The 26,750-nt window shown below is 69.0% G+C and carries 28 protein-coding genes and 1 riboswitch; of the genes, 10 read left to right on the top strand and 18 right to left on the bottom strand.

Annotated features, from left to right (window positions below; genetic code table 11):
• Positions 1-171 precede the first annotated feature (171 nt).
• From KCG34_RS13930 to KCG34_RS13880, 11 genes are all read right to left on the bottom strand, one after another.
• Positions 172-1,470: an acetylornithine deacetylase/succinyl-diaminopimelate desuccinylase family protein gene (locus tag KCG34_RS13930; RefSeq protein WP_211936251.1), complete on the bottom strand. Its 1,299-nt coding sequence runs from the start codon at positions 1,468-1,470 to the stop codon at positions 172-174.
• Positions 1,471-1,494: 24 nt separating this feature from the next.
• Positions 1,495-2,241, bottom strand: coding sequence for a glucose 1-dehydrogenase (locus KCG34_RS13925; RefSeq protein ID WP_249138026.1), 747 nt, complete (start codon positions 2,239-2,241; stop codon positions 1,495-1,497).
• 61 nt (positions 2,242-2,302) lie between these two features.
• Entirely contained in the window at positions 2,303-2,815 is a 513-nt protein-coding gene (locus tag KCG34_RS13920; RefSeq protein WP_211936249.1) for a response regulator, read from the bottom strand.
• A gap of 145 nt (positions 2,816-2,960) precedes the next feature.
• On the bottom strand, positions 2,961-3,746 hold the full coding sequence (locus tag KCG34_RS13915; RefSeq protein WP_211936248.1) for an SDR family oxidoreductase: 786 nt from the start codon (positions 3,744-3,746) through the stop codon (positions 2,961-2,963).
• A 33-nt stretch (positions 3,747-3,779) separates the two neighbouring features.
• Complete coding sequence (locus KCG34_RS13910) at positions 3,780-4,079, bottom strand: 4a-hydroxytetrahydrobiopterin dehydratase (protein ID WP_211936247.1); 300 nt, start codon at positions 4,077-4,079, stop codon at positions 3,780-3,782.
• 218 nt (positions 4,080-4,297) lie between these two features.
• Positions 4,298-5,152 (bottom strand): RDD family protein, encoded by an 855-nt coding sequence (locus KCG34_RS13905; RefSeq protein WP_211936246.1) that lies wholly within the window; start codon positions 5,150-5,152, stop codon positions 4,298-4,300.
• Entirely contained in the window at positions 5,145-6,167 is a 1,023-nt protein-coding gene (locus tag KCG34_RS13900) for a stage II sporulation protein M (RefSeq protein ID WP_211936245.1), read from the bottom strand. The genes KCG34_RS13905 and KCG34_RS13900 overlap by 8 nt, the downstream gene beginning before the upstream one ends.
• A gap of 9 nt (positions 6,168-6,176) precedes the next feature.
• Positions 6,177-7,526: a DUF58 domain-containing protein gene (locus KCG34_RS13895; protein ID WP_211936244.1), complete on the bottom strand. Its 1,350-nt coding sequence runs from the start codon at positions 7,524-7,526 to the stop codon at positions 6,177-6,179.
• Complete coding sequence (locus KCG34_RS13890) at positions 7,523-8,482, bottom strand: AAA family ATPase (protein ID WP_211936243.1); 960 nt, start codon at positions 8,480-8,482, stop codon at positions 7,523-7,525. The genes KCG34_RS13895 and KCG34_RS13890 overlap by 4 nt, the downstream gene beginning before the upstream one ends.
• Positions 8,469-9,704, bottom strand: a complete 1,236-nt coding sequence (locus KCG34_RS13885) for a DUF4350 domain-containing protein (protein WP_211936242.1) — start codon at positions 9,702-9,704, stop codon at positions 8,469-8,471. The genes KCG34_RS13890 and KCG34_RS13885 overlap by 14 nt, the downstream gene beginning before the upstream one ends.
• Positions 9,701-10,333, bottom strand: coding sequence for a hypothetical protein (locus KCG34_RS13880; RefSeq protein WP_249138346.1), 633 nt, complete (start codon positions 10,331-10,333; stop codon positions 9,701-9,703). The genes KCG34_RS13885 and KCG34_RS13880 overlap by 4 nt, the downstream gene beginning before the upstream one ends.
• Before the next feature lie 178 nt (positions 10,334-10,511).
• On the opposite strand from KCG34_RS13880, the gene KCG34_RS13875 reads away from it, so the two are divergent.
• Positions 10,512-10,913 (top strand): hypothetical protein, encoded by a 402-nt coding sequence (locus KCG34_RS13875; protein WP_211936241.1) that lies wholly within the window; start codon positions 10,512-10,514, stop codon positions 10,911-10,913.
• Between the two features lie 28 nt (positions 10,914-10,941).
• Here the strand turns inward: KCG34_RS13875 and KCG34_RS13870 are convergent, their stop codons facing one another.
• The gene (locus tag KCG34_RS13870) at positions 10,942-12,258 is read right to left on the bottom strand and encodes an MFS transporter (RefSeq protein WP_211936240.1); all 1,317 of its coding nucleotides are present in this window, start codon (positions 12,256-12,258) and stop codon (positions 10,942-10,944) included.
• Positions 12,259-12,408: 150 nt separating this feature from the next.
• On the opposite strand from KCG34_RS13870, the gene KCG34_RS13865 reads away from it, so the two are divergent.
• Complete coding sequence (locus KCG34_RS13865; protein ID WP_211936239.1) at positions 12,409-13,323, top strand: alpha/beta hydrolase; 915 nt, start codon at positions 12,409-12,411, stop codon at positions 13,321-13,323.
• Between the two features lie 9 nt (positions 13,324-13,332).
• Here the strand turns inward: KCG34_RS13865 and KCG34_RS13860 are convergent, their stop codons facing one another.
• On the bottom strand, positions 13,333-13,731 hold the full coding sequence (locus KCG34_RS13860) for a hypothetical protein (RefSeq protein ID WP_211936238.1): 399 nt from the start codon (positions 13,729-13,731) through the stop codon (positions 13,333-13,335).
• An 85-nt stretch (positions 13,732-13,816) separates the two neighbouring features.
• Here KCG34_RS13860 and KCG34_RS13855 point away from each other — a divergent pair, with 85 nt between their 5' ends.
• The 7 genes from KCG34_RS13855 (at position 13,817) to KCG34_RS13825 (ending at position 18,778) form a co-directional block, all read left to right on the top strand.
• The gene (locus tag KCG34_RS13855) at positions 13,817-14,224 is read left to right on the top strand and encodes a DUF983 domain-containing protein (protein WP_211936237.1); all 408 of its coding nucleotides are present in this window, start codon (positions 13,817-13,819) and stop codon (positions 14,222-14,224) included.
• 85 nt (positions 14,225-14,309) lie between these two features.
• Entirely contained in the window at positions 14,310-16,097 is a 1,788-nt protein-coding gene (locus KCG34_RS13850; protein WP_211936236.1) for a long-chain-acyl-CoA synthetase, read from the top strand.
• A gap of 55 nt (positions 16,098-16,152) precedes the next feature.
• On the top strand, positions 16,153-16,731 hold the full coding sequence (locus KCG34_RS13845) for a hypothetical protein (RefSeq protein WP_211936235.1): 579 nt from the start codon (positions 16,153-16,155) through the stop codon (positions 16,729-16,731).
• 22 nt (positions 16,732-16,753) lie between these two features.
• Positions 16,754-17,041: a hypothetical protein gene (locus tag KCG34_RS13840; RefSeq protein WP_211936234.1), complete on the top strand. Its 288-nt coding sequence runs from the start codon at positions 16,754-16,756 to the stop codon at positions 17,039-17,041.
• A gap of 71 nt (positions 17,042-17,112) precedes the next feature.
• Positions 17,113-17,274 carry a hypothetical protein gene (locus KCG34_RS13835; RefSeq protein ID WP_211936233.1) on the top strand — a complete coding sequence of 54 codons (162 nt, stop codon included), beginning with the start codon at positions 17,113-17,115 and terminating at the stop codon, positions 17,272-17,274.
• Positions 17,275-17,376: 102 nt separating this feature from the next.
• Entirely contained in the window at positions 17,377-18,282 is a 906-nt protein-coding gene (locus KCG34_RS13830; protein ID WP_211936232.1) for a phytanoyl-CoA dioxygenase family protein, read from the top strand.
• Between the two features lie 4 nt (positions 18,283-18,286).
• Positions 18,287-18,778: a flavodoxin family protein gene (locus KCG34_RS13825; RefSeq protein WP_211936231.1), complete on the top strand. Its 492-nt coding sequence runs from the start codon at positions 18,287-18,289 to the stop codon at positions 18,776-18,778.
• Positions 18,779-18,815: 37 nt separating this feature from the next.
• On the opposite strand, the gene KCG34_RS13820 is transcribed toward KCG34_RS13825, so the two are convergent.
• From KCG34_RS13820 to thiC, 3 genes are read right to left on the bottom strand one after another with little or no spacing between them, the layout of a single operon-like run.
• Complete coding sequence (locus KCG34_RS13820; protein WP_211936230.1) at positions 18,816-19,562, bottom strand: pentapeptide repeat-containing protein; 747 nt, start codon at positions 19,560-19,562, stop codon at positions 18,816-18,818.
• Positions 19,559-20,104, bottom strand: coding sequence for an ATP-binding protein (locus KCG34_RS13815; RefSeq protein ID WP_211936229.1), 546 nt, complete (start codon positions 20,102-20,104; stop codon positions 19,559-19,561). The genes KCG34_RS13820 and KCG34_RS13815 overlap by 4 nt, the downstream gene beginning before the upstream one ends.
• 15 nt (positions 20,105-20,119) lie before the next feature.
• Positions 20,120-21,946 carry a phosphomethylpyrimidine synthase ThiC gene (thiC, locus tag KCG34_RS13810; protein ID WP_211936228.1) on the bottom strand — a complete coding sequence of 609 codons (1,827 nt, stop codon included), beginning with the start codon at positions 21,944-21,946 and terminating at the stop codon, positions 20,120-20,122.
• A gap of 58 nt (positions 21,947-22,004) precedes the next feature.
• A riboswitch (TPP riboswitch) is annotated at positions 22,005-22,124 on the bottom strand.
• 203 nt (positions 22,125-22,327) lie between these two features.
• Here thiC and KCG34_RS13805 point away from each other — a divergent pair.
• Entirely contained in the window at positions 22,328-23,137 is an 810-nt protein-coding gene (locus KCG34_RS13805; RefSeq protein ID WP_211936227.1) for a hypothetical protein, read from the top strand.
• A gap of 3 nt (positions 23,138-23,140) precedes the next feature.
• Here the strand turns inward: KCG34_RS13805 and KCG34_RS13800 are convergent, their stop codons facing one another.
• Positions 23,141-25,111, bottom strand: a complete 1,971-nt coding sequence (locus tag KCG34_RS13800; protein WP_211936226.1) for a potassium transporter Kup — start codon at positions 25,109-25,111, stop codon at positions 23,141-23,143.
• Positions 25,112-25,360: 249 nt separating this feature from the next.
• Positions 25,361-26,629: an aminotransferase class III-fold pyridoxal phosphate-dependent enzyme gene (locus KCG34_RS13795; RefSeq protein ID WP_211936225.1), complete on the bottom strand. Its 1,269-nt coding sequence runs from the start codon at positions 26,627-26,629 to the stop codon at positions 25,361-25,363.
• Positions 26,630-26,750: the final 121 nt, after the last annotated feature.

Below are 26,750 nucleotides of genomic sequence, written 5' to 3'. Positions count from 1 at the left end.
GGAGGACCGCGAAAAGCCCCTCCCCCTTGCGGGGAGGGGTTGGGGTGGGGGTGCGTGCGCGGAAGTTCGTAGTTGAACTCCGCTCGCGACCGCAACGGCCGAGCTCCGCGCCGATACCCCCGCCCCCTGCCCCCTCCCCGCAAGGGGGAGGGGGTTCTTTTGGCGCCCTTCTCAAACCCGGCCGGTCAGCAGGCTGTGGGCGGCCAGGGCCATGACCTTGGCGGCGGCGACCATGTCGTCCACGCCGACCCACTCGTCGGGCTGGTGCGCCAGATCCAGCACGCCCGGCCCGTACGCGATGCAGTCGCGCAGCTTGCCGATGCGGTCGACGTGCTTCTGGTCGTAGGTGCCGGGCGAGCAGACGAACTGCGGCTCGCGTCCCAGCACCCGGCGCACCGCGCGGGCCGCGGCGGTGGCCACCGGGCCGTCGCGGTCGGCCATGGACGGCGCCACCGAGAACAGTTCGCGCAGCACATAGTCGAAGCCGGGGCGTTCGGTCTTCAGGCTGGTCAGGATTTCGCCGACCTCGGCGCGGACGTCCTCCAGGCTCTCCTCGATCAGGAAGCGGCGGTCGATGATCATGCGGCAGCTGTCGGCCACCAGGGGCGAGGGCAGGCCCTCGAAGCCCTCGGCCTGTCCGCCGTGCACGGAATTGATGTTCAGGGTTGACTGGCGTGCACCCTCCGGCACCACCGGCATGTCGGAATGGCGGCGCGCGAGAGCAGGATAGAGTTCGCTTTCGATCCGCCCCAGCAGCGCGCTCATGTGGCGGATGGCGCTGTCGCCCAGGAACGGCATGGAGCCGTGGGCGATGCGCCCCTTGGTTTCGATCTCGGCCCACCAGACGCCCCGGTGGCCGATGCAGACCCGGTCGACATTCAGGGGCTCTGGAATGATCACGTGGTCGACGCGAGGCCTGGAGAACCAGCCCCGCTCGGCCAAGTAGGCGACGCCGCCATAGCCGCCGGACTCCTCGTCCACCGTGCCGGAGATCTCAATCGCGCCGGGCAGGTCGATCCCTGAGTCGAGCAGGGCCTCGACCGCGATCACCGCCGAGGCCAGGCCCCCCTTCATGTCGCAGGCCCCGCGGCCCCAGACGCGCCCGTCCTTCAGCGTCCCGGCGAAGGGATCCAGGGTCCAGCCCTGACCCGGCTCGACCACGTCGATATGGCCGTTGAAGTGCACGCAAGGCCCCGGCCGCGATCCCTCGCGCCGGGCGATCATGTTGATCCGCGGATAGGCGTCGCAGTCGCCTGGCGAGCCCTCGGCGCGGACATAGGTCACCTCGAAGCCGCGCCGGCGCAGCCGCTCGCCCAGATATTCGGCGCAGGGACGATAGGCTTCGCCCGGCGGGTTGACGGTGGGAAAGCGGATCAGGTCCTGGGTCAGGGCGACGAGGTCGTCGCGGCGGTCCTCGATCCGGCGCAGGACCTGGTCCAGCACGGGCGGATGTTCGGCAAGCTCGGTCATGCGGGAACTCCGTTCGGGCGACCCCTAAAGACAACGGCCGCCGTCGACCTCCAGGGCGACGCCGGTGATCATGGCCGCTTCGTCGCTGCAGAGGAAGGCCGCCGCGGCGGCTATGTCGGTCGGGGTGGAGAACCGGCCCAGAGGGATCGAGGCCAGGAAGCGGGCGCGGGCCTCGGGCGTGTCCCCGCCCATGAAGGTCTGCAGCATCGGGGTCTCGCCGGCCACGGGGTTGAGGGCGTTGACCCGCACGCCGAAGGGGGCGAGCTCGACGGCCATTGCCCGCGTGGCGGCGACCATCCAGCCCTTGGAGGCGTTGTACCAGCAGAGGTTCGGCCGCGGGCTGACGGCGCCGGTGGAGGCGATGTTGAGGATGGCGCCGGCGCCCGCCTGCTTCATCAGCGGCACGGTGTGGCGGGCGGTCAGGTAGACCGAGCGGGCGTTGACCGCCATCAGCCGGTCGAACCCCGCCTCGTCCATGTCTTCCAGCGGCCGCGGCTCGGCGCCCAGGCCGGCGTTGTTGATGAGGATGTCGAGGCCGCCCCAGCCGGGTAGAACCTCTTCGAACAGGGCCGCCACGCTGGCGGCGTCGGCGACGTCGGCGCGCACGGCGCGGATAGAGGGGCCGAGTTCATGCGCCAGGGCCTCGCCTCGCGCGCGGTCCAGGTCGGCGATCACCACCCGCGCGCCTTCGGCGGCGAAGCGGCGGACTATGCCTTCGCCGAAGCCCGAGGCGCCGCCGGTGACGATCGCGCGCTTGCCGGACAGGGACATGGCGACCTCCTCCATTGATCCAGGAGGAGGCTGGAGCCGTCGGCGCGCCGCTGCAAGCCCTCTACAGCTCCAGCACGTCCACCAGTTCGCTGGCGCGGCGGCGGGGGCCGGCATAGTTCAGCATCGTCCGCCGGCGGCGGTCGGGGCCGACGTAGCGCTGGGCGATGACGAAGGCGCGCTGCCGGAAGATAACCATCTCCAGCCTTTGCAGGATCGACTTGGCGGTCACCGGCTTGCCGAGGAACTCATCGACGCCGAGATCGCGGGCGCGCAGCACCGAGGGGGTGTCGCTGTGGCCTGTCAGCATGATGATCGGCGTGCGCCGCTTGTCGCCTTCCAGCGCCCGAGCCGCCCTGATGAAGGCGAGCCCGTTCATCACCGGCATTTCCAGGTCGACGAACACCACGTCGATCGGGCGCTGGGCCAGCATGACCAGACCCTCGCGCCCGTCCTGGGCATAGTGCAGGTTGCGCACCCCTGCGGCGGCCAGGACTGTGCCGATGATCGTGCGCATCTGCGCATTGTCGTCGATCACCAGGATGTGGAAGCCGCCCAGGCCGGTGCGATCGCTCATCGCGCTACAATCTCTTGAACTGAAAGGGCTTTTTGCCCGATCAACGTTCTTCGATTGGGACGCACGAGGTAAACATCGGGTTAAGGGGCGAAATCCCGCACCATGCGCTCGGGCCGCTGACTGCCCAGGATGGGCAGGCGCCCGCTCACATGGCCGATATGCCGCCGTCCAGCTTGAGCTCGGCGCCGGTCATGAAGCGGCTCTCGTCCGAGGCCAGGTAGAGCACGGCGTTGGCGATGTCCAAGGGCTCGCCGATGCGGCCCAGCGGCACCTGGCGGGCCAGCTTGGACTCGGCCTCCTCCTTGCCGAACATCTGGCGCAGGGGATCCAGGATCGGGGTGTCGATGAAGGTCGGGTGGATCGAGTTGGAGCGGATGTCCAGCTTCTGCTTGGCGCAGTGCAGGCCGATGCCCTTGGAGAGCAGCCAGACCGCCGCCTTGGAGGCGTTGTAGGACGGCGAATTGTGCGCCGCGATCAGGCCGGCGATCGAGGAGATGTTGACGATCGAGCCGGGCTGGTTCTGGCGCAGGTATTTCAGGGCGTGCTTGGTCCCCAGGAACACGGAATCGACATTGACGCTCATCACCTTCTTCCAGTCGTCGAAGGACAGGTGCTCGATGTCGCCGCCGATGGAGATGCCGGCGTTGTTGACCAGGACCGAGATGCCGCCCATGGCCTCGTCGGCCTCCTCAAGGGCGTAGATCCACTGCTCCTCCTTGGTCACGTCCAGGGGGAAGGCGAAGGCGGTCCCCTCGCCGAAGGCGGCGTTGATCTCGGCTGCGGTTTTGGTCGCGCCCTCGAGATTGATGTCGGCCAGGCTGACCTTGGCCCCCTCCTCGGCCAGTCGACGGGCCGCCGCCGCGCCGAGCCCCTGGGCGCCGCCGGAGATGAAGGCTTTTTTGCCGGCCACGCGGCCTTCGTTCTGCGCCATCGGAGTCTCCTCGATAGGTTTTGCGTTCAAACGCTAGTTTGAACCGGAACCCGCCGCCTCGTCCATGATCTTGGCGAGGGCGACGTCGAGGGCTGTGACCCCGTCGGCGTCGTGGGTGGAGAGCAGCACCTCGACGCGGTTGTAGACGTTGAACCACTCGGGGTGATGATCCAGCTTCTCGGCAGCCAGGGCGGTGCGGGTCATGAAGCCGAAGGCGGCGTTGAAGTCCCTGAACTTGAAGGTCTTGACGATGGCGTCGCGATCCGGCGCGGCGGCCCAGCCGGAAAGCTCGGCCAGGGCGGCGGCGGCGCCGATCTTGGTGGGGCGGGACATGGGTGGGCTCCTGCTTCAGGCCAGTTGCTCTACCCCTTCTCCCCTTGTGGGAGAAGAAGGGGCCCGCGGCGAAGCCGCGGGAGGATGAGGGGTCGCACCAGCCTTTCCGATGGGTAGGCGCTGCGGGAGAGGGGTTGTGAGAGGTCAGCGCGACCCCTCATCCTCCCACCCGCTGACGCAGGCGGGCCCCTCCTTCCCCCACAAGGGGGGAAGGGAAATTAGTCCCGATCGAACTTGTCCACCCGCCGCTTGCCGAACAGCAGCCGCGTTTCCAGCCGGCCACGCAGGGCGCGGTAGTAGGCGTCGAGGAAGTCGCCGTCGGATTCGTGCGGGTTGTCGGGCCAGTCGATCTTCCTGCGGATGCGCTCGGCCACCGCCTTGACAGTCTTGGCGTCGAAGCGGCGCAGGACGTCTTCGAGGACGTGCAACTCCTTGACCCCGTAGGCGTCGAGCTGGGCCTGGGTGAAGGCGAAGGCCGCGTGGGCGCCATTGTCGCGCTCGGCCAGGTCCTTGAGCAGCTTCTGCTTGGGCGCCTTGACCACCCAGGTGCCGGCGGCGATGTCGCCGGCGCGCAGGCGGTCGCGGTTGAACAGGGGCATCAGGGCGAAGACGCCGGTCCACAGCAGGCCGGTCAGCGAGATCCAGGCGTCGGCGGTCTCCATGTGCGACAGCAGGAAGGTCAGCGGCAGGAACACCTCCAGTTCGCGCATGGCGTTGCGCCCCAGGATGGCGTCGGCCGTCAGGGGGCCGCCGCTGCGCGAGGCGACGCGCAGGCCGAGGACGCGCTTGCCCGGGGTGGCCGCCCGCGGGGTCATCTCGAACAGGATGAAGTAGAGGTTGCGCAGGACGAAGAAGCCCAGCAGCCAGATGGCGGCCATGGCCGGCCCGCTGTCCTTGCCCAGCGCCGCCAAGCCCCAGAGGCAGAGGATGGTCATCACCACCAGGGCCCCGATGATGATGGCGACGTCGATCAGGAAGGCGGCGGCGCGCTCGCTGGCCTCGGCCAGGCGCAGGCGAAGGTCCATGCCCTCGGGGGTCACCAGGGCGCGCTGGCGGGCGGCGGCCTCAGCCATGGGCGGCTCCGTTGCGGCGCGGCCGCGGCCCATAGAGATAGGTCAGCCACATCACACCGGTGGCGGCGGCGATGGTGTAGCGGATCCAGGTGGTCTGGATCAGCTGCCGGCCGATCCCTTCCAATAGGCCGGCGCAGAACAGCATCACCAGCACCCCGCCCATCAGGGTGGCGGCTGTGCGGCCGGCGGCGGCCACGGCCTCCAGCCGTCCCCGCTCGCCCGGGAAGGCCAGGGTCGAGCCGATTCTCATGCCCGCGGCGCCGGCAAGGATGATGGCGGAAATCTCTGTCACCCCGTGGATCACCAGCCAGCCGCCGGCCTCGACGCCAAGGCCATGAGTGATGAAGACTGCGAGAAATGCGCCGAGCATGCAGCCCTGATAGGCCATGAGCAGCGCCGACGGCAGGCAGAGAGCGAAGCCGAAGGCGAAGGCCATTAACGCGACATGGGCATTATGGGTGAAAAGAAAGGTGGCAAGCGTGCTCAGCCACGGCTGGATCTGGTGCTGATCGTGCGGGTTCAAGAACAGGGTGGCGCGCAGGGCCTGGGCGCTGGCGGCCGGGCCTCGGCCCGCGGCCAAATCATCCGGGACGAAGGCGCGGAACCAGTCGCTGTCGGCGAAGCACAAGGACATGCCGACCGCCACTCCCCCGGCGGTCAGGGCCGCACTGGCCAGGGTCTCGCGCCAGCAGGCCTTGGCCGCCGCCGGCCAGTCGTGGGCGAAGAAGCGGCCGATGCGCTCGATCAGCCTTGCGCGGGATCCATAGACGAAGAAATAGGCCCGCGCGCACAGGCTCTCCAGATAGTCGACCACGCTCTGGTCCAGCGAGGTCGCCCGCGCCACCGACAGCGAGGACAGGGCCGAGCGATAGAGTACGGGGATAGCGATCAGGTCCTCGTCGGACAGCACCCGCGCCGCGCCGCCCTCGGCCCGGTTGAGCAGGTTCTCCAGCCGCTTCCAGTCCGCCTCGCGCTCGGCGCGGAAGCGGGAGCTCTTCAGGCGCAGCTCAGCCATGGCGCGACCTCACAGCACGTCCTTCCGCTTCAGCTCGAAATAGCGCGCCAGGAGGGCCGGGCCTATGCGGTCGGCGCGGGCTTCGATGATCTGGACGCCGAGCCGGCGCAGCCGCTCGCTGACCAGTTCGCGCTCGCGCAGCAGGGCGGCGGCCACGGCGGCGCGGGAGACGTCCTCGGGGGTCTCCGGCTTGCGCCGGGCCAGGCTCTCCAGTTCGTCGTCGCGCAGCACGATGAACAGCACCAGGTGCTGGGCCAGGAGGCGGCCGACGTTCTCCAGCATCAGTTCGGCGCTGGTGGAGTCGGCGAAATCGGTGAACACCACCACCAGCGAGCGCCGCTTCAGCCGGGCCGAGAGGGCGGTCAGGCCCAGGGTGTAGTTGGTTTCGGCGTCGCCATAGTCGATCTGGGCGGCCAGGTGCTGGACGTGGGTGAAGGCGCTGGCTCCGGAGAGGACCCCGCTGGTCACGTTCGGGCGGGCGTCGAAGCCGAACAGGCCGACGCGGTCGCCGCCCTTCAGGCTGACATAGGCCAAAAGCAGGGCCGCGTTCAGGGCATGGTCGACTCGCGGGGCGCCGGCCACCGGCTCGCACATCAGCCGGCCGGAATCGATGGCCAGGATCACATGGTGGTTGCGCTCGGCGCGGAACTCCTTGGCCAGCAGGGTCGCGTGGCGGGCGGACTGCTTCCAGTCGATGGCCCGCCGGTCCATGCCGGGCAGGAAGGGCCGCAGGGCGTGGAACTCGGCGCCGACGCCCAGGTCCAGCTGCTCGCGCGGGCCGGTGAACTCCTCGCGGGAGAACAGGCGCTGAGCCTCGTCCTTGACCGCCTGGATGTTGAGGGTGACGGCGAGGCCGTGGGCCATGTCCTCGGCCCGCTGGACCCAGACCAGGCCCATGGGCCCGCGCCAGCGCGCCCAGAGCCGGCCGAGCCGGGCCTGGCCGCGGCGCACGGGGTCCAGGTCGAAGCCGGCGACCGCCGTACGCTCTTCGGTCCTGGCGGTTCGTCGCCGCGGCGAGACCACCAGGTGCGGGTCTGGTTCGAGGGCGAATTCGACCGCGGTCGGGGCTCTATGCTCGAACGCCGCCTGGGCCAGGGCGCGGCCTTGCACAGTGACGGGCACGGCGTCGGGCGCCGTGAGGCTGAGCCGGGTCGCCCGCGGTCGTGCGGCCAGGGCGGCGTCCAGCAGGGCCAGAGCCACCACCAGCACCAGCCAGGCCGGACCCACCAGCCAGAAGCGCGGGGCGATGGCGGCCACGGCGGCGGCCACCGGCGCGCCACAGGCGGCGGCCGCCACCGCGCGGGCGGTGGGGTAGAAGGCGACGTCGGCCGCCGCGGGCGGGGCGCCCGTTTCGCTCAACGCGGCGCCTCGACCTGGTCGATGATGCGCCGCACGGCGTCGTCGACCTTGCGCCCGTCGATCTCGGCGGCGGGGGACAGGATCACCCGGTGGCGCAGGGCCGGCAGGGCCAGGGCCTTGATGTCGTCGGGGATCACATAGTCGCGCCCGTCCAGGGTCGCCCGCGCTCGCGCCGCCACCGCCAGCATGGCCGAGCAGCGCGGCGAGGCGCCCGCAGAGAAGTCCGGGCTCTCCCGCGTGGCGCGGACCAGGGCCACCACATAGCCGGTGATCGCCTCGTTCAGCCGCACCTGGGCCACCGCCTCGACCGCGGCGGCGATGGTCGCCGCATCGGCCACGGGACCCACGCCGAAGCTGGCCGGGTCGCGCTTCTTCTCCGCCCCGGACCCGTGGCTGGAGACGATCGCCCGCTCCTCCTCCAGGCTCGGATAGCCGAGGTCGTGCTTGAACAGGAAGCGGTCCAGCTGGGCCTCGGGCAGGGGATAGGCGCCCTGGTGCTCCAGGGGGTTCTGGGTCGCGACCACGGTGAAGCGGGCGCTGAGCGCGTGGCTGACGCCGTCCAGGGTGACGGTGCGCTCCTGCATGGCTTCCAGCAGCGCCGCCTGGGTCTTGGGCGGGGTGCGGTTGATCTCGTCGGCCAGCAGGAGCTCGCAGAAGATCGGCCCCTTGACCAGGGCGAAGGTCGAGGCCTGGAAGTTGAACAGGTTCGAGCCGACGATGTCCCCCGGCATCAGGTCCGGGGTGAACTGGATGCGGCCGAACTGCAGGTTCACCGCCCGGGCGAAGCACTGGGCGATGAAGGTCTTGGCCGTGCCCGGCGGGCCTTCCAGGAGCACGTGGCCGCCGGAGAACAGCGCCGTCAGCATCAGCTCGATGGTGTCGGCCTGGCCGACCACCCCCTTGCCGATCTCGGCGCGGATCTTCTGCGCCAGGTCCTTCACCTCACTGAGGTTCACGGGTCATCTCCAGTCTCCATTCATGCAGGGCCAGCGCGGCGGCCAGGGCGTCGTCTCGCCCCCGGGCGTTGGCCACGGCGCGGGAAAGGTCGGCGAGGCGGTGGCGGGCGCCGATGCGCTCGGCCAGCCGGTCGAGGAAGTCGTCGATTTCGCCCGCCGGCACTCTGGTGATGGCCAGCTCGCGGACTACGGAGGCGCGGGCCAGCTCCAGGTAGCGCGCGGCCATGTGCGGCTCGCGCCCCGCCAGGCGGATCAGGGCGGCGGAATTGTCGGCCAGGGCCTGCTTGCCCAGGGCTATGGCCCGTCCCTCGGCCGCTGGCGCGCCGAAGCGGCTGACGGCGTGGAGTCCCATCAGCAGGGCTGCGGCCAGCAGGCACAGGGTGGCGCCCAGGAACGGCGGCTCGACCGCCAGCTTCAGCAGGTTCGGCGGGGTGTTGAAGCCGTTCAGGGTGACGTCGAACACGACGCCTTCGCCACGCGGCTTCAGGGTCTGGATCAGGGCGGTGGCGGCGCGGGCGCCGGCCAGTTCGCGCAGGCCGCGGGTGTTCATCAGGTCGGGGTCGGACAGCACGAACAGGCGCCCGTCGGCGCTGCCGGCCAGCAGCACGTCGCCGGCGTCGTCGGTCACCACGGGCTTCAGATTGTCGGCGGTGCGGATCACCTGAAGGCTGACCACCGGAGCGGTGGCGACATTGTCGGCCGGCGAACCGGGGCTCATCAGCCGCCGTGCGGCGGTGTCGTGGCGGCGGCCCACGGTCAGGGCGCCCAGGGTCGGCTTGACCAGGCGGCGAACGGAATCCGCGTCGACCAGCGAGACCGGCTCGACCCAGCCCAGCTGGCGCGGGTCGGGCATGGTCGCCCACTTCGGCAGCACCACCAGCACCCGGCCATTGGCGGCCCGCTTGGCCAGGGCGGCGCCGTCGGAGGTCACGTCCGGGGTGATGATGGTCAGGCCGGGCGGCTCTTCGTCCTGGCCGGGAACGCGGCGGCTGACGGTCGCCACCTCGCCCTCGGCCTTCAGCAGGCGGACGATCCCGGCGAAACCCACCGCCGAGCGCGACAGGGCGTGGGCGCCGCCGTCGAAGCCGCTCTTCAGGTCCGGGGCGAAGGCCGACAACACCAGAAAGGCGCAGAAACCGAACACGCCCGCGACCAAAAGCCAGGCGGCGACTACTGGCGAGAACACCGGCGCGATGCGGGAACGGGCGTGGGCCTTGGTCATGCGCCCGCCGGCAGGGCGAAGGCCTGGTAGTCGCGGCGGCAGGCTTCGAACTCTGGCGCGCCGATGGCCTGGCCGCCGAAGAAACTGCGTTCGACCACCCGGGCGATGCCGGCGAAGGTCGTCCGCGCCGCCTCCGGCAGGGTCGGGTGCTGGGCGATGTCGCGGCTGGTCAGGGCCGGCTGGACCAGGCGCGGCCAGCGGCGGTCGATGTCCTCGATGCTGCGGAACAGGATCAGGTGCACGGCCTCGGCGAAGCGGCCCTCGGCCGCCAGGCGGTCGGCGTCTTCCAGAAGGGTGCGGGCGCGCGCCGCGCTGGGCCGCCAGTCGTCGGGCGCGGCTGCGGCCGGCTTGGCCTTGCGCCGCCGCCCGGGCCAGCGCAGGCCGATCACCTCGCGCAGCACCAGGTAGAGGATCAGGCAGGCCAGGAAGGCGAGGCCCGCCCAGAACACCCATTTCAGCTCAGGCCCCATGTGCTTCAACCAGCGCAGGAAGGCCAGGAGCCAGCCGGGCGGCGGCGCGAGCTTGGGCGGGCCGGTGAAGGCAAACTGCAGGTCGGTCTGGCGCAGCAGCTGTGCATGCGCCCGCGCTACGGGGTCCAGCTTCGACGGCGAAAGGCCGGCGCCGATCACGCTCCCCAAGCTCGTCCCCCGACCAACATCCCCTGCAACCGCTACTAGAATGGGTTTTGGAGCGTAGGACAATGGCCGATGTCGGGAGGTGGGGCCATAGGGGCCGTGAGATATGGCCAAAGTCGTTGTTCCCGCCTATCGTCCGGCTTGAAGACCGTCGCCAAGAGCGGATCAGAGGATGCATTGGCCCGATAGAGAGCTTCCAGCGGACTGGTACAATCTGAATGCAAGCCAGATATCCGATCCGCGTGTGCACGCTGTCAGCGCCGAACTTGCTCACGTAGCTCAATTCTACACCTATCAGCACATCGCGATCGCCATTGCGGCGGCAGGTCTCGCGATAGCAGCCCTGCAGGGACGGCGGCGGATTGTATTGTCAGGATTTCTGGGCGGCTTTGTTCTGCCCTTTGCGATGATCTGTTGGTTGTTTGGTGTCCATCGGATGACCCGCATAGGCATGGCGCTCGGCTCGAACCAAGCCGTTATCCTGTCCTGGCTGGAGCCGGCGGTGCTGGCGATTGTGGTCGGGACGATGATTCGCCAAGCTTGGCTCCATCACAACCGGAACCGCACAACATAGGCCGTTCATACACAACGGAACGAGGGTGCTAAGCTGTAGCCGTGCGCCCCCGCGGCTCCCGCACCATCAGGGTCAGCACGATCAGCGCGCTCAGCACGCAGCCGGCCGAAATCCACAGCAGCGGCGAATAGCCGAAGGCCTTGGCGATCAGGCCGCCGAGCAGCGGGCCCAAGGCGGCCGCCAGGCCCTCGGCGGTGGAGGAGAAGGCCAGGCGCATGGCGATGTCCTCGCGCAGGCCGAACTCCAGCACCAGGGTCTGCGAGCTCATGTTGTAGCCCGACGAGGCGGCGCCCAGGCCGGCCAGGGCCAGGGCGATCATGGGCAGGTTGTGGGCGTAGATCAGCAGCACGGTCGAGCCGACCCAGAGGGCCAGGGAGGCGAGGCAGGCCAGACGGAAGCCGGACTTGTCGCCCATATAGCCCCAGACCAGGTTCGAGGCGGTGTCGGCGCCCAGGAAGGCGAAGCCCAGCAGGCCCAGGGTCGGGCCGTCCAGCGCCACCGAACCCTTGGCGTAGAGCACGTAGAAGGGCGCGGCCAACCGCCCGGCCACCGCCAGGGTCTGGGTCAGCATGAAGAAGGAGAAGTCCTTGTCGCTGAGCAGGGCCGGGAAATCGCGCAGGCGGTCGAGCATGCGCACGCGGGATCGAAGGGTCGGCGGCTCGGGCTCGCGCAGCAGCACCTGCAGGAAGGTCAGGCCCAGGCTGGTCAGGACGAAGGCGACGGCGAAGGTCACCGAATAGCCGTGGCCGAAGATGTTGCGCCCGATCAGCCAGCGCCCGGCGGCCCAGGTCAGCACCGCGGCGATCGCCCCGCCGGTCAGGTTGCGCCAGGCTTGCAACCGCCCCCGCCGCACGATCGGGATCACCTTGGCCAGGAGGAGCTGGAAGGCCACCCGCTGGGCGCCGGAAAAGATGCCGAACAGGAACAGCAGCACCAGCATTGAGGCCAGTAGCGGCATGCCGCGCATGAACCAGCTGGCCAGCGCCATGCCCAGGACCGCGAGGCGCATCAGGCTCCCGATCAGCATGGCCGCGGGCATCACCTTCTTGCGGTGCTCGATCTGCGAGGCCGAGATGATCGGCGAAACCAGGGCGCCCAGCTGCTGAAGGCCCGCGCCCAGGCCGACGATGGCGTCGGAGCCGGACAGCTCGTGCAGGAAGATCGGGATGAAGGTCGGGGCGTTCAGCAGCCGGAACCCGGTCATGCCGAGCATGCCGTGGATGTAGTTGCCGGCGTAGTTGCGCGGCAGGTTGGCCCAGACGAAGGCGTCGTAGGCGGCCTCCGCCGTCGGCTCGGTCGCCGGCGTCGGGCCTTCCGCCTCGCTGATCTCGATCGCCTGGTCCATCCTCGCCCCAGCTTCGTCCATCCGTCGAACCGGCGGGCGATGATTCTTATCAGCGGTAACCTATCAGCCCGGCCCGCTGCGGGAAGAGCGCTCTACCGCCGCGCCCCGGTCCGTGCCTAGATAGTGCGTCAAGAAAACGGAGGAAGCGCGGTGAGCTATCGTGATCCCGAGATCGGCCAGATTCGCCAGGTTCTCGCCGGGCTGGTGGCGCCGGCGGACGCGCCGCGGCCCTCGGTGGAGAAGCAGCGGGCGGACTACGAGGCCTTCGGCCGTTCGATTCCCCTGCCGGACGGCTGCGAGGTCGAGCCGATCTCGGCCGGAGGGGTTCCCGCCCAGCGCATGACCCCGCGCGGCGCCGACCGGGGCGCGGCGATCCTCTACCTGCACGGCGGCGGCTATGTGATCGGCAGCGCCGCCACCCACGCCCATATGGTGGCGCGCCTTGCCGAAGCGGCGGGGACGGTGGCCATCAACCTGGACTATCGCCTGGCGCCCGAGCATCCTTATCCGGCGGCGGTGGACGACGCCGTGGCCGCCTATGGCTGGATGCTGGAGCAGGGCTGGCCGGCGTCGCGGATCGTCATCGCCGGGGATTCCGCAGGCGGGGGCCTGACCCTGGCCACGGCGGTGGCGCTGAAAGCCAAGGGCCTGCCGCAGCCGGCCGGCCTCTATCCGATCAGCCCCTGGACCGACCTCACCCAGTCGGGCGCCGCTCATACGGCCAAACTGGCGAGCGATCCGATCTGCAACCCGGCCGGCCTGGAGGAGATGTCCGGTCTTTATCGCGCCGGAGCCGCAGCGAACGAACCTCTGGTCTCGCCCCTGTTCGCCGACCTCTCGGGCCTGGCGCCCATGCTGATCCATGTGGGCTCGGAGGAAGTGCTCTTGACCGACGCCACGGCCCTGGCCGAGCGCGCCGCCCTGGCCGGGGTCGAGGTGCGGCTGGAGGCTTGGCCCGAGATGATCCACGTCTGGCCGTTCTTCCACGCCATGCTCGCAGCCGGCCGCCGCGCCATCGCCGAGGCGGGCGCCTGGATCGGGGGGCGGGTGGCGGCGGGGGCCTGAGCCGCCGCCTCAGTTGATCAGGATCGTGCCCAGCAGGAGCTTGCCGCCCGGGCCGCCCAGGACGTGGTCGGTCTCGGTCTGCAGCATGCGCGATATGTAGTCGGCGTCAGGCGGCGCCCCCGGCCCGAGGCCCGAGGCGTAGGTCTGCAGGGCCTGGACATAGGCGGCGCGCAGGCGGGGCTGGGAGATCTGGGCCCGGGCCCTGAGCCCGTTGTTGGGGATGTCGACCCCGACCTCGACCGTCATCACCCCCCGCCGGCCGTCGCCGCGCAGCACGGTGGCCGAGAGGGTCTGAAGCTGCAGGTAGGTGAGGCCGCCGCCCTTCTTCTTCTGCTCCTCGGCGCGCGCCAGCGGCGGCGCGGCGGCCAGTGCGGCGGCCAGGATCAGGAGACTGCGGCGCGATGTCATGCGATCGGTTCTGGCTTTGGCAAGGTCCTGGACGTATCTAGCCAGCGCAGCCTCGCCCCGGCAAGGCGGCCTTCAGGAGCCCTGGATGAGCAAGCCCAATCTATGGCGCGGCATGGCCCGCGGCTTCGCCGGCAAGTGCCCCCATTGCGGCCAGGGCCGGCTGTTCCGCGCCTATCTGAAGGTCGAGAGTCCCTGCGCCGCCTGCGGCCACGACAATGGCCAGTACCCGGCCGACGACGCCCCGCCCTATTTCACCATCCTGATCCTGGGTCACGTGGTGATCGCGCCCCTAGTGGTCCTGCCGGTGATCTGGACCCTGAACCCGGTTCTGGTGCTGGCCGTGGCCCTGCCGACCGTCGGGGCGCTGGCCCTGATCCTCTTGCCCAGGGTCAAGGGGGCGGTGGTCGGCCTGCACTGGGCGATCCACAAGAACGAGGGCGTCGTGCCCGGCCAGGGCGAGGACAGCGGCGCCTGGGCCCCCCCCGAAGCCTGATTCCACTTCTGAGCTCAAAGGCGCAAACGGTCGCCTTGACCGCGCGGGCGCCGTCCCGCCATCCTGCCCCGCGGAGGGTGCTTGCATGAAGTTCGAGGCGCGGGTCCAGCGTGAAGTCCGGTTCCTGCGCGGGTTGCTCCGGACCCTGCGGCGGGTCCGCTCGATCGCCGCCGATTCGCCCAACCTGATCTGCGACGACCTCGAGGCGGCGGTCGACCAATGGCGCGAGCGGCCGGCCATCACCTTCGGCGAGCGCACCATCACCTATGCCGAGCTGGACGGCGTCGCCAACCGCTACGCCCATTGGGCGCAAGAGCATGGCCTGAGGCGCGGCCAGACCGTGGCCCTGTTTCTGCCCAACCGCATCGACTACCTGTCGATCTGGTACGGCCTCAGCAAGATCGGGGTCGCCACCGCCCTGATCAACAACAACCTGACCGGCTCGCAGCTCAGCCACTGCCTGGAAATCTCGGGCGCCACCCAGGTGATCGCCGACGCGGAGACCGCCCCGGTGTTCGCCTCGGTGCGCGAGAGCCTTTCGCGCCACATGGTGTTGTGGACCCTGGGCCCCGCCGTCGGCGACCAGCGCGACCTCGGCAAGGCCCTGAAGAGCTGCAGCCAGCTGCGCCCCGACCGCTCGACCCGGGCCGGCATGACCGCCCGCGACGTGGCGCTCTACATCTACACCAGCGGCACCACCGGCCTGCCCAAGGCGGCCAAGATCACCCACATGCGCGCCCAGCTCTACATGCGCGGCTTCGCCGGCGCGACCGGGGCGCACAAGGAGGACCGCCTCTACCAGGTGCTGCCGCTGTACCACGCCACCGGCGGGCTCTGCGGCATGGGCGCGGCGCTGCTCAACGGCGGTTCGGTGGTGCTGAAGAGCCGGTTCTCGGCCAGCCATTTCTGGAGCGACGTCGCGGCCGAGAAATGCACCCTGTTCGTCTATATCGGCGAGCTGTGCCGCTATCTGGTGAACCAGCCGGAGAGCGAGGCCGAGCATGGCCACCGCCTGCGGCTCGCCTTCGGCAACGGGCTCAGGCCCGACGTCTGGGGTACGGTCAAGGACCGCTTCCGCATCCCCGAGATCCTGGAGTTCTACGGCTCGACCGAGGGCAACGTCTCCTTTTTCAATTTCGACGGCAAGCCGGGCTCGATCGGCCGCATCCCGGCCTATGTGAAGAAGCGCTTCAACGCTCGGCTGGTGAAGTTCGATGTCGAAACCGAAGCCCCCTTGCGCGGACTGGACGGCCGCTGCCAGGAGACGGCGCCGGGCGAGGTGGGCGAATGCGTCGGCCACATCGGCGGCGACGTGCGCGGCGAGTTCGCCGGCTATGCCGACAAGGTGGCCAGCGAGAAGAAGATCCTGCGCGACGTGTTCGAGCCCGGCGACGCCTGGTTCCGCACGGGCGACCTGATGCGCCAGGACGAGGAGGGCTATTTCTATTTCGTCGACCGGGTGGGCGACACCTTCCGCTGGAAGGGCGAGAACGTCTCCACGAGCGAGGTGGCCGGCATCCTCTCCGGCGTTCCGGGGGTGCTGGAGGCCACGGTCTATGGGGTCAAGGTCGGCGAGCAGGACGGGCGCGCCGGCATGGCCTCGCTGGTGGTGGACAAGAGCTTCGACATCACCGCCCTGGCCGCCCTGGCCGACGAGCAGCTTCCGGCCTATGCGCGCCCCGTGTTCCTGCGCCTGCAGCCGCAGATCGAGGTCACCGGCACCTTCAAGTACCGCAAGGTCGACCTGGTGGCCGACGGCTTCGACCCGGCGGTGATCAAGCACCCGCTCTATGTGCGCGACCCGGCCAAGGGCTATGTGAAGCTGACCAAGGCGGTCTACGCCAAGGTGGTGTCGGGGGCGGTCAGGGTTTGAGGGGCGCGCTCCGTAGCGATGTTGCACATTGGGCTCACAAAGCTAAGCTTGCCCGATGTTTGGAAGCCAGACCCGCACCAAGGACCTTTTCGCAAATCGTTTCGAGCCGGATGGCGACGGCTATCTGTTCCGCGCCAATCTGAAGGCGCCAGGCGTGAGGGTGACGTCCGGGGAACGCGATCGGTTCGTCCATGAATTTGGTCGGCGAGTCACGATCCTCACCTGGGTATCGGCTGGTGTGACGGTGGCCTTAGTACTGGCCGCAGCGTTCTATTCGACCGGCGAGAATAGGTCTGTGGCCGAATGGATAATCGCCCCCATAGTCGCCCTTTGCATTGGCGGCTTTATGGGCCCGTTCTACTGGCTCTGGTATGCACCGGTGAGAGCCTTGGGCGGCCGACTACCCGCGACGCCGGGCCGCTCGGCGACCGAAGCGCGCCGCGTGGCGCTCGAGCGACTGACCTGGAAGCAGTTAGGCTTGTCCGCGTTAGTCGTTCCGGCGTTGCTGTTTCGCTTGACGCGCGGACACGATCTGCTGACGGGCTGGAACCGGCTCTGGATGGCGTTCTGCGGGCTGCTTCTGTTGTTCATTGCGGTTCAAGCCGCTCGAAAATGGCGAGCCACGCGATCTTGAGCAGCGCGCACAGAAGCCAGGGATGACGCCATCGGTGTGGGCATTTCGGATTTTCGCGCTTGGGGTTGGGTCGTTTTTCGCCGGCCTATACTTCGGATTTCGTGACCTGCTGCCCTATCTGGCGGCCAAGAAGCAGGGCGTCATTGTCCGCCGGGGCTATAGCGCGATCAAGGTCCGCCGCGACGAAGACCCCGAGCGGTTCCGCCGCCTGCTTTCCAATCGCGTGCGCGGACTGACCATGGGCTTTGGGTTGGCCGCCGCCGGCGCGCTCGCCGTGGTGCTCATCGCCTCGATGGCCTTCCACCTATGAGAGACGTGAAGCACCCTGGATCATCGTCTCAGCCTCGGCTACGCCTTGGGGGATCAGGTGGCGCGGACGATATGAGAATTCTGCTGCGGATCCTTTTCCTGTTCTTTGTCTCGCCATTCGAACGGCTAGACCTCAGCCGCCTATTTGAAAGCCGAGCCTTCAAGCGGCGGCGCCTGCGTAGCATCCGCGGCGGCTATCTGGCCGATGTCGGCGACGACGATCCGTTGCCCTGACCCGTTTGCAGCGAAGTTGAGCGGCAGCCAAGCATCCGCTCCATGCGGCCAGTTGCCGAGCGGCGTTGGCTGGGCGACAGTTCCGGGTACAGGGAGCTCGCCATGCCAGACCTCGCCCACTTCCCCGCCGATACGTCGCCCGACGACCTCTTCGCCGCGCTCGCGCGCGACGGGGCGCTGGTGCTGGACGATGTGCTGGATCAGGCGGCGGTCGACGCCCTGGTCGCGGAGATCGGGCCCTATGTGGAGGCGACCCAGCCGGGGCGGGACGTGTTCAGCGGCTTCAACACCACGCGCACCGGCGCGCTGGTGGCCAGGTCGCCGCTGACGCGGGAGCGGGTGCTCGACACCCGCATCCGCGCCCTGTGCGACCGCCTGCTGCTGCCGTTCTGCCAGCGCTACCAGCTGCACCTGACCCAGCTGATCCGCATCATGCCCGGCCAGGTCGCCCAGCCGCTGCACCGCGACCGCTGGGCCTGGGGCAAGCACCTGAAGGATGTCGAGCCGCAGCTGAACACCATCTGGGCCCTGACCGACTTCACCCGCGAAAACGGGGCGACCCAGGTCGCGCCCGGATCGGTCACCTGGCCCGACGAGCGGGTCCCCGATCCGGCCGCGGTCACCTGCGCCGAGATGCGGCGGGGCTCGGTGCTGGTCTATACCGGCGGGGTGTTCCACGGCGGCGGCGCCAACGACAGTCAGGCCGACCGCTGGGGCCTGAACATCACCTATGCGCTGGGATGGCTGCGGCAGGAGGAGAACCAGTACCTGTCGTGCCCGCCGGAGATCGCCGCGACCCTGGATCCGGAGCTGCAGGCGCTGATCGGCTACGCCATGGGCTCCTATGCGCTGGGCTACTATACCCCGCCGCTGCCGGCCGGCGCCGGGCCTGAGGTGGTGCCGCCGGAGCACGCCCTGCACGCGGGTAGCGGCGAATACAGCATGGGTTCGGACGAGCTTTTGGCCGCGATCCGGGACGAAATCGGCGCCGCCCGCGAACCGGCCTGACGGCGTGAAGACCCTGCTGATCGTCTACGACACAGTCACCGGCGCCACGCGCCAGATGGCCGAGGCGGTGGCGCGGGGAGCCGGCGGTGAAGACGAGGTCGCGGTCCGGCTGCTGTACGCCGGCGAGGCCGGGCCGGAGGATGTGCTGGCGGCGGACGGCTATGTCTTCGCCACGCCCGAGATGCTGGCCGCCCTGGCGGGGCGGATGAAATTTTTCTTCGACCGCAGCTACTATCCCGTGCTCGACCGTATCCAGGGGCGGCCCTATGCGGCCGTGATCTGCGCCGGAAGCGACGGCCAGAACGCCCTGCGCCAGATCGAGCGGATCGCCGCCGGCTGGCGGCTGAAGGCCGTGGCCGAGCCGATCGTCGTCTGCACCCACGCCCAGACACCCGAGGCCATACTGGCGCCCAAGACCGTGGGCGCCGCAGAGCTGCTGCGCGGCGAGGAACTGGGCGCCGCCTTGGCCGCGGGGCTGGCCTTGGGGGTATTCTAGCGGGACGGTGGGGCTGGGACGCCGGAAGGTTCGGCCCTCAATCCGGCTGCACGTCGATCCCAAGGGCGTCGAGCAGGGGATATTGCTGGTCCGGCGTGATTTTGAGGCCTTCGCGGGCGGCGAGGCGGGTCAGGTCCAGGCCGCTGACCTCGGCCCCGCGCAGGTCGGAGCCCCCGAGCCGCGCATTGTCCAGGATCGCGCCGAACAGGTTCGAGCGGCGCAGATCCGCATCGGTCAGGTCCGCGCCCGACAGGTCCGCCTCGCGCAGGTCGCATTCGCAAAGCTCGCAGCCGGGCAGGCGCGCGCCCGACAGGTCGGCCAGGTCCAGCCTACAGCGGCGGAAGCTGGCCTGGGTGGTCATCACCTTGCGACCGAACGTGCGGGAGAAGTCGACCTTTTCGAACCGCGCCCCCCGCAGATTGCAGTCCTCCAGCACGATGGCGTGCAGGCTGGAGCGGTCGAACCGGGCGAGGCTGAGGTCGCAGCGCCGGAACGCCGCCTCGTCCAGCCGGCTGAAGGCGAACACCGGCCCCTGGCGCGCGACGGGGTCGGCCAGGGCGCAGTCCTCGAAAACCGCCTCGCGCAGGTCTGCGTTGGCGAAACGGCAGCGCAGCAGCCGACAGCGGATGAAGCGCGCGCCGACCAGCACAGTCTCGGAAAATGCTGGGTCCTCGATCACGCAGTCCTCGAAGCGGCAATCGCTCAGGTCCGCGCCGGCCCAGTTGAGGCCGACCAGGGGCTCGCCGCGTACCTGATCGCCGGCTGCGGGGAGCCGGGTGCTCATCGGCCGATCGCCTGCGTCACGACCTCAGCCAGCGCCGACGTAGGTTCGGTTCCGTCCAGCCGCAGGACGGGGCAGGGCAGCGCCTCGAGCCAGGCCAGATGACGCTGGAGGTTCCGCCCCGCCATGCCGCCCGCATCATAGCCCGCGCACCAGGCCCGGAAGTCCTGCGACGCCTGGTGCATCGCGCCGCCTGGATCGATCGCCGCGCCAAAGCGCTGGCGCTCGCGGGCGATGACGCGGGCCATGCGGATCTCGGTCGGGACCTGCAGGAACACCACCAGGTCGAACCGCGGAATCAAGGGATCGCCCCAGCCGTCCAGCGACCCCGACAGCGCCCAGCCCCGCGGCGCATCGGCGAAGGTTTGATCCAGCAGGGCCAGCCGCTCCGGGACGGGCCGCTTGTCGGTGAACGGCGGATCGGTCGGCAGCCAATAGAAGCTGTCGGTGTCCAGGTGCGCCAGCCCCAGCCGCCCGGCCAGGGCCGCGCCCAGGGTGGTCACGCCGCAGCCGGAAGCGCCGGTGATGTGGATCCGGTGCGGCATGGCTCGTTGACGAGATCAGGCTTTTTCCGCGCCGGCCTCGACATAGATCTCCCCGCCGCCGGCGCGGAACTTGTCCGCCATCTCGGCCATGCCGGTCTCGACGTCGTTCTGCCCCGCGGCCGCGTCGCGGATCTCGTGGCTGATCTTCATCGAGCAGAACTTGGGGCCGCACATGGAGCAGAAGTGCGCCACCTTGTGCGCCTCCTTGGGCAGGGTCTCGTCGTGGTATTCGCGGGCGGTCTCGGGATCCAGGCCCAGGTTGAACTGGTCCTCCCAGCGGAACTCGAAGCGGGCGCGGGACAGGGCGTCGTCCCAGTCCCGGGCGCCCGGATGGCCCTTGGCGATGTCGGCGGCATGGGCGGCGATCTTGTAGGCGATCACCCCCTGCTTGACGTCCTCGCGGTCCGGCAGGCCCAGATGCTCCTTGGGCGTGACGTAGCAGAGCATGGCCGTGCCGAACCAGCCGATCATGGCCGCGCCGATGGCGGAGGTGATGTGGTCGTAGCCGGGCGCCACGTCCGTCGTGAGCGGGCCGAGGGTGTAGAACGGCGCCTCGTGGCAAAGCTTCAGCTGCTTGTCCATGTTGGCCTTGATCTTGTGCATCGGAACGTGGCCGGGGCCTTCGATCATCACCTGCACGCCGTGCTTCCAGGCGACCTTGGTCAGTTCGCCCAGGGTCTCCAGCTCGGCGAACTGGGCCGCGTCGTTGGCGTCGGCCAGCGAGCCGGGGCGCAGGCCGTCGCCCAGGCTGAAGCTGACGTCATAGGCCCGCATGATCTCGCAGATGTCTTCGAAGTGCTCGTAGAGGAAGTTCTCCTTGTGGTGCGCCAGGCACCACTTGGCCAGGATCGAGCCGCCGCGGCTGACGATGCCGGTGACGCGCTTGGCGGTCAGCGGGATGTAGGGCAGGCGCACGCCGGCGTGGATGGTGAAATAGTCCACCCCCTGCTCGGCCTGTTCGATCAGGGTGTCGCGGAACACCTCCCAGTTCAGGTCCTCGGCGACGCCGTTCACCTTCTCCAGCGCCTGGTAGATCGGCACCGTGCCCACGGGCGTCGGGCAGTTGCGCACGATCCATTCGCGGATGTTGTGGATGTTGCGGCCAGTGGAGAGGTCCATGATGGTGTCGGCGCCCCAGCGGATCGCCCAGACCATCTTGTCGACCTCGTCCTCGACCGAGGACAAGACCGCCGAATTGCCGATATTGGCGTTGATCTTGACCAGGAAGTTGCGGCCGATCGCCATCGGCTCCAGTTCGCCGTGGTTGATGTTGGCCGGGATGATCGCCCGCCCGCGGGCCACCTCGTCGCGCACGAACTCGGGGGTGAAGAAGTCCGGGATCTCGGCGCCGAAGTCCTCGCCGTCGCGCGTCCCTGCAGCCGCTTGGCGGCGCATGTTTTCGCGGATGGCCACGAACTCCATCTCCGGGGTGATGATCCCTCGGCGGGCGTATTCCAGCTGGGTCACCGCCGCCCCGCCCTTGGCGCGGAAAGGCTTGCGGTCGGACTGGAACTGGGGCGCCAGGTGCTTGCCGGCCGCGCCGCCGTTGTCCTCCGGCTTGACCTGGCGGGGCTCGACGCGCTCGACGTCGCCGCGGGCCAGGACCCAGGCGTCGCGCGGCCGGGCCAGGCCCTTATGGATGTCGATCGATGCGTTCGGGTCGGTATAGGGGCCGGAGGGATCGTAGATGGTCACCGGCGGCTCGCCGGCGCTGGGATGCACGGCCACCTCGCGGAACGGCACGCGCAGGTCAGGGAACAGGGTCCCGGCCTGATAGACCTTGTGCGAGCCGGGGCGCTCGCCGGTGGGAATCGACTTGTCGATGGGGGTCTGGATATTCATGGGCGCGAGGCTCCTTGCGGCTTCGGCCCGGCCTCACGGACGTCGGTAGAAACGGGATCCCAGGACCCCAATCTCATCCCTTCGCCGGCATGATCCGGATCAGGTTCGGCGGGTCATCGCGCCGGCTCGCGCCCAGCGATATCTCAGCCCCTTGAGCGGGACACCCCGGAGAGTGGGGGGAGACTACGCGCCCGCGCCCCGGCGTCAAGCGCGCATTGGCGGGGAAGGCTCGTGCGTATTTGGGGTCTGAAGCGCAACAGTCTCGGGCAGGCCTGGCGTTTTCCGGGCATTTTTTGCACGCGGCGGGCGGCTTCCACGGAACGGACCATCGCCTTGCCGCCGGAAAAGGCCAAGCTGGACAGGCTCGCCGGACTTGGGGCTATGGTGCTGGCCATGGTCGCCGCTGATTTCGCCACGGTCGGACGTATCGAGCTCGGCGCGATCATCCCGCGCAGCTTCCACCTCGTTCGGCTGGAGTGGCGCCGGCTGGCGATCCTGGCGGTGCTGTTCCTCTGGGCGCCTTACGAGCTCTACGCTTTCGCCTACGGTTACTTGGTGCAGAGCCAGGGCGGCCTGCAGACTGGGCCTGTCAAACTGGCCCACATCGCCGGCTATCTGAGTCTGATCACCAGTTATAACCTCGGGATTTGCTTGTCGCTGGAAGCGCTGTTTCGGCGATTGGATGGGGGTGAACGGCCGGCCCGCCCGCTTTTCTTCGCCCTGCCTGCAATGCTGGTTGGCGTAGTATTGCAAGTGCTGGGCAACGCCCCGACCTTGGCCGCAATGTTCACTGGGCCACCGACCGACTGGGCCAGCTATATCGGCCTGATCCTGACCAACAGCCTGATCCTTTTCGGTCTGAATTTGGTGGTGGGGTCGGCCATGCCGGTAGCGCTGGAGGAGCGCAAGAACCCGGCCCGCGCCCTCCTGCGCGCTGCCACCCTTTCGAGCGGCAATCGCTGGCGCCTGGCGCCGGTGATCCTGGTTTATCAGGGGGCGTTCGTCGTCGGCTACATTGTGCTCCTCATAGCCGGAGCGGCCTTGGCCCGCAGCTTCGCTTCGCATCTCGGCTATGTGTGGATCGCCCTGGCTTCCATCCCGAGCACCGCCGCGTCGGCCCTCATCTATCGCGAACTGAGGCGCATCCGTGACGGCCTGACAGACGTGGAGCTGTCAGGGGTCTTCGACTGAGCCTCAGATGCTGAGCTGCGCGCCCATCTCCAGCACCCGGCCGGGCGGGATCTGGAAGAAGTCGGTGGGGTTGGCGGCGTTCTTGGCCAGGAGGATGTAGAGACGGTCCTGCAGCTGGCCCAGGCCCTTGCGGCTGGTGGCCACCACCGTCTTGCGGCCCAGGAAGAACGAGGTCGACATCATGTCGATCAGGAGCCCCTGGCTGCGGCAGGCGGCCAGGGCCTTGGGGATGTTCGGCGTCTCCATGAAGCCGTAGCGCACGGTGACCTGGGTGAAGTCGTCGTCGATCTTGTGGCAGCTGACCCGCTGCTCCTCGGGCGCCCGGGGCGTCTCCAGGGTCTCGACCGACAGGATAATGTTCTGCTGGTGCAGCACGCGGTTGTGCTTGAGGTTGTGCAGCAGGGCGGCCGGGGCGTGGGCCGGGTCCGAGGTCAGGTAGACGGCGGTGCCGGTCACCCGGTGCGGCGGGCGCGCGCGCAGGATGCCCAGGAAGCTGTCCAGCGGCGGGGTGTCCTTCTGCAGCTTCTTGGCCAGGATGTCGTTGCCGCGCACCCAGGTGGCCATGACCAGGAACAGGGCCGCACCCATCACCAGCGGCAGGGCGGCGCCGGAGAAGATCTTCAGCGAATTGGCCCCCAGGAAGAACAGGTCCATGGTCAGGAGCGGCCCGATCAGGGCCAGGGCGCCGATCAGCGGCCAGCGCCACATCTTGCGCACCACGATGAAGGACAGCGAGGTGGTCACCGCCATGGTCCCGGTGACGGCCAGGCCATAGGCTTGGCCGAGTGCGTCCGAGCTCTTGAACACCGCGATCAAGAGCACCACGCCCACGGCCAGCATGCCGTTGATCTGGGGCAGGTAGATCTGGCCGGCCTGGGTGGCCGAGGTGCGCTTGACCACCATCCTGGGCAGCAGGCCCAGCTGCATGGCCTGGTTGGTCAGGGAGAAGGCGCCGGTGATCACCGCCTGGCTGGCGATCACGGTGGCGGCGGTGGCCAGCACCACCATGGGCACGCGCAGGATCACCGGCGTCATCTGGAAGAACCAGTCCATGTCCTGCACCTGGCCATGGGTGGCCTGGACCATCTGCAGGGCGAAGGCGCCCTGGCCCAGATAGTTCAGCATCAGGCAGGGCAGGGCCAGGAACAGCCAGGCGGCCTGGATCGGCCAGCGGCCGAAGTGGCCCATGTCGGCGTAGAGCGCCTCCGCGCCGGTCACGGTCAGGAACACCGAGCCCAGCACCATCAGGCTCACCATGCCGTGGCGCGCCAGGAACATGACGGCGTAGCTGGGGCTGGCGGCCAGCAGCACGCCCGGCTCATGGACGATGTGCATCACCCCGAAGGCCGCGATCAGGGCGAACCAGCAGACCAGCACCGGCCCGAAGAAGATCGCCACATTGGCCGTGCCGCGGAACTGCACCGCAAAGAGGCCGGTCAGGATCAGAAGGCTGAGCACGATGACAACGCCGCCGCCGGGCGTGACCACGTTTTGCAGGGCCGGCACGGTCTGCAGTCCCTCGATCGCCGACAGGACCGAAATCGCCGGGGTGATGATGGAGTCGCCGTAGAACAGCGCCGCCCCGATCACCCCGAAGGCGAACACCAGGAGGGTGCGGCGGCCGTTGACGTGCTGGGCCAGGGCGGTCAGCGACAGGACGCCGCCCTCGCCCTTGTTGTCCGCCCGCATCAGGAAGATGACGTACTTGACCGTCACCACCATGATCAGGGCCCAGAGGGCGAGCGAGACCACACCATAGACCGCTTCAGGTTGCACATGACCATCGCCGGTGGCCTGCTTGAGGGCCTGGCGGAAGGCGTACAGGGGGCTCGTGCCGATGTCGCCGAACACCACCCCGATGGCGCCCAGGGCCAGCGACCAGAACCGTCCGCCGTGGGCGTCGGGCGCGTGCGAGCTATGGGCCTGGGCGGTGGGTTCTGCGGCTTGAGCGGCGACAGGAAGTTCGCCAGGCATGTGCAGGGTCGCTCCTAGATCAAAACGACTTCGGATCGAAATGATCCGAAGTCGTTTTGATCGAATCCAATAGTGCGGAGCGGGATCCGTGCGAAAATCCGGCGGCCACTTTTTCGCATCCCGCTCCGAGCGCACGGGTTCGCCCCGAGCCATAACCGGCGGCGCGATACGCTGGTCACAGGATCAAGGCAAGTGCTTATCCGCCGCAGGCGATCCGGCGCTGATCAACAATCCTTGCGCGGCGACCGCCTAGGCGGTCAGGAAGGCCAGCTTCTCCACCGGGCCGAGGCCGCCAGCGACGCCCTTCAGGTGCTTGAAGGCCCCTTCGGCGGCGTTGAGGGTCTCGTCGATGTCGCCGTCGGTCATGGCGGCGCAGAGGAACATGTTGTGCCAGGGATGGACGTAGATCCCCCGCTGCAGCATGGCGCTCGACCAGGCGAAGCCCTTGCGCATGTCCGGGTCGTCGTCGAACAGGAACAGGGGCATGGTCACCGGACCCGTTTGGCGGAGCGAGAACCCGGCCGCCGAAGCGCGTTCATGCAGGCCCGTGCGCAGACGCGCGCCGAGACGCTCGATCCGCTCCAGGTAGTCGGTCTCGCGCACCAGCCTGAGCGTGGTCAGGGCCGCCGCCATGGGCGCGGCCTGGAACCAGTAGCTGCCGGTGACGAAGACGTGGCTGGCGGCGCCCCGGGCGATCTCCGAGCCCAAGAGGGCCGAGATCGGGTGGCCGTTGGCGATGCACTTGCCCCAGGTGGAGAGGTCCGGCTTCACGCCCACGGTCGACCAGCTGCAGTCGCGCGCGACGCGCAGGCCTGCGCGCACGTCGTCGACCACCAGGAGCGCGCCCGTCTGGTCGCACAGCTCGCGCGCGCGGCGGGCATAGGCGGCGTCGGGCAGGGACTGGTCGATGAAGGCGTCGTGCTTGAACGGGGCGGCGAAGATGGCGGCCAGGTCGTCGCCGGCCTTGGCCACGGCCTCTTCGAGGCTGGCTATGTCGTTGTAGCTGCAGAAGATCTGGTGGGCCCTGTCCTCCGCCGTGACGCCCGCCGGGCGCGGCGTGCACCAGGGGGCCGAGCCGTGATAGGCGCCCTTGGCCAAGACGATGGTCTTGCGCCGGGTGTGGGCGCGGGCGACCACCATGGCCATCGAGGTGGCGTCGGTGCCGTTCTTGCAGAACATGGCCCAGTCGGCGTGGCTGACCATGCCGACGAAGGCTTCGGCCAGCTCGACCATGCGGGCGGTGGGGCCGGTCAGGGCGTCGGCGGTCTCCATCTGGCGGACGAAGGCGGCGTTGATCTCGGGATGGCCATAGCCGAACAGGTTCGGGCCATAGGCGCACATGAAGTCCAGATAGCCGCGCCCGTCCACGTCCCACATGCGCGCGCCCTCGGCTCGGGCGAAGTATTGCGGATAGTCGTCCGGCAGCAGCGCCACCGACTGGTGGCCGTACATGCCCCCCGGGATCACCGCCTCGGCGCGCGCCCTCAGCGCCTTGTCATTGCTGCCCAGACCTGCCATGGCGTCCTCCTCGGCAAAAAGATAGCTTTCACTAGCACAATGACTGCGCTATGCCATGCGCGCAAGAGGCGAAGAGGGGCGAAACGGCCCAGGCCTTGCGCTTAGGCTCCAGATCGGGTCC

This window comes from Phenylobacterium montanum, assembly GCF_018135625.1.
In the GTDB taxonomy this organism is placed as follows: domain Bacteria; phylum Pseudomonadota; class Alphaproteobacteria; order Caulobacterales; family Caulobacteraceae; genus Poindextera; species Poindextera montana.
This window is presented reverse-complemented; position numbering and strand designations above follow the sequence as displayed.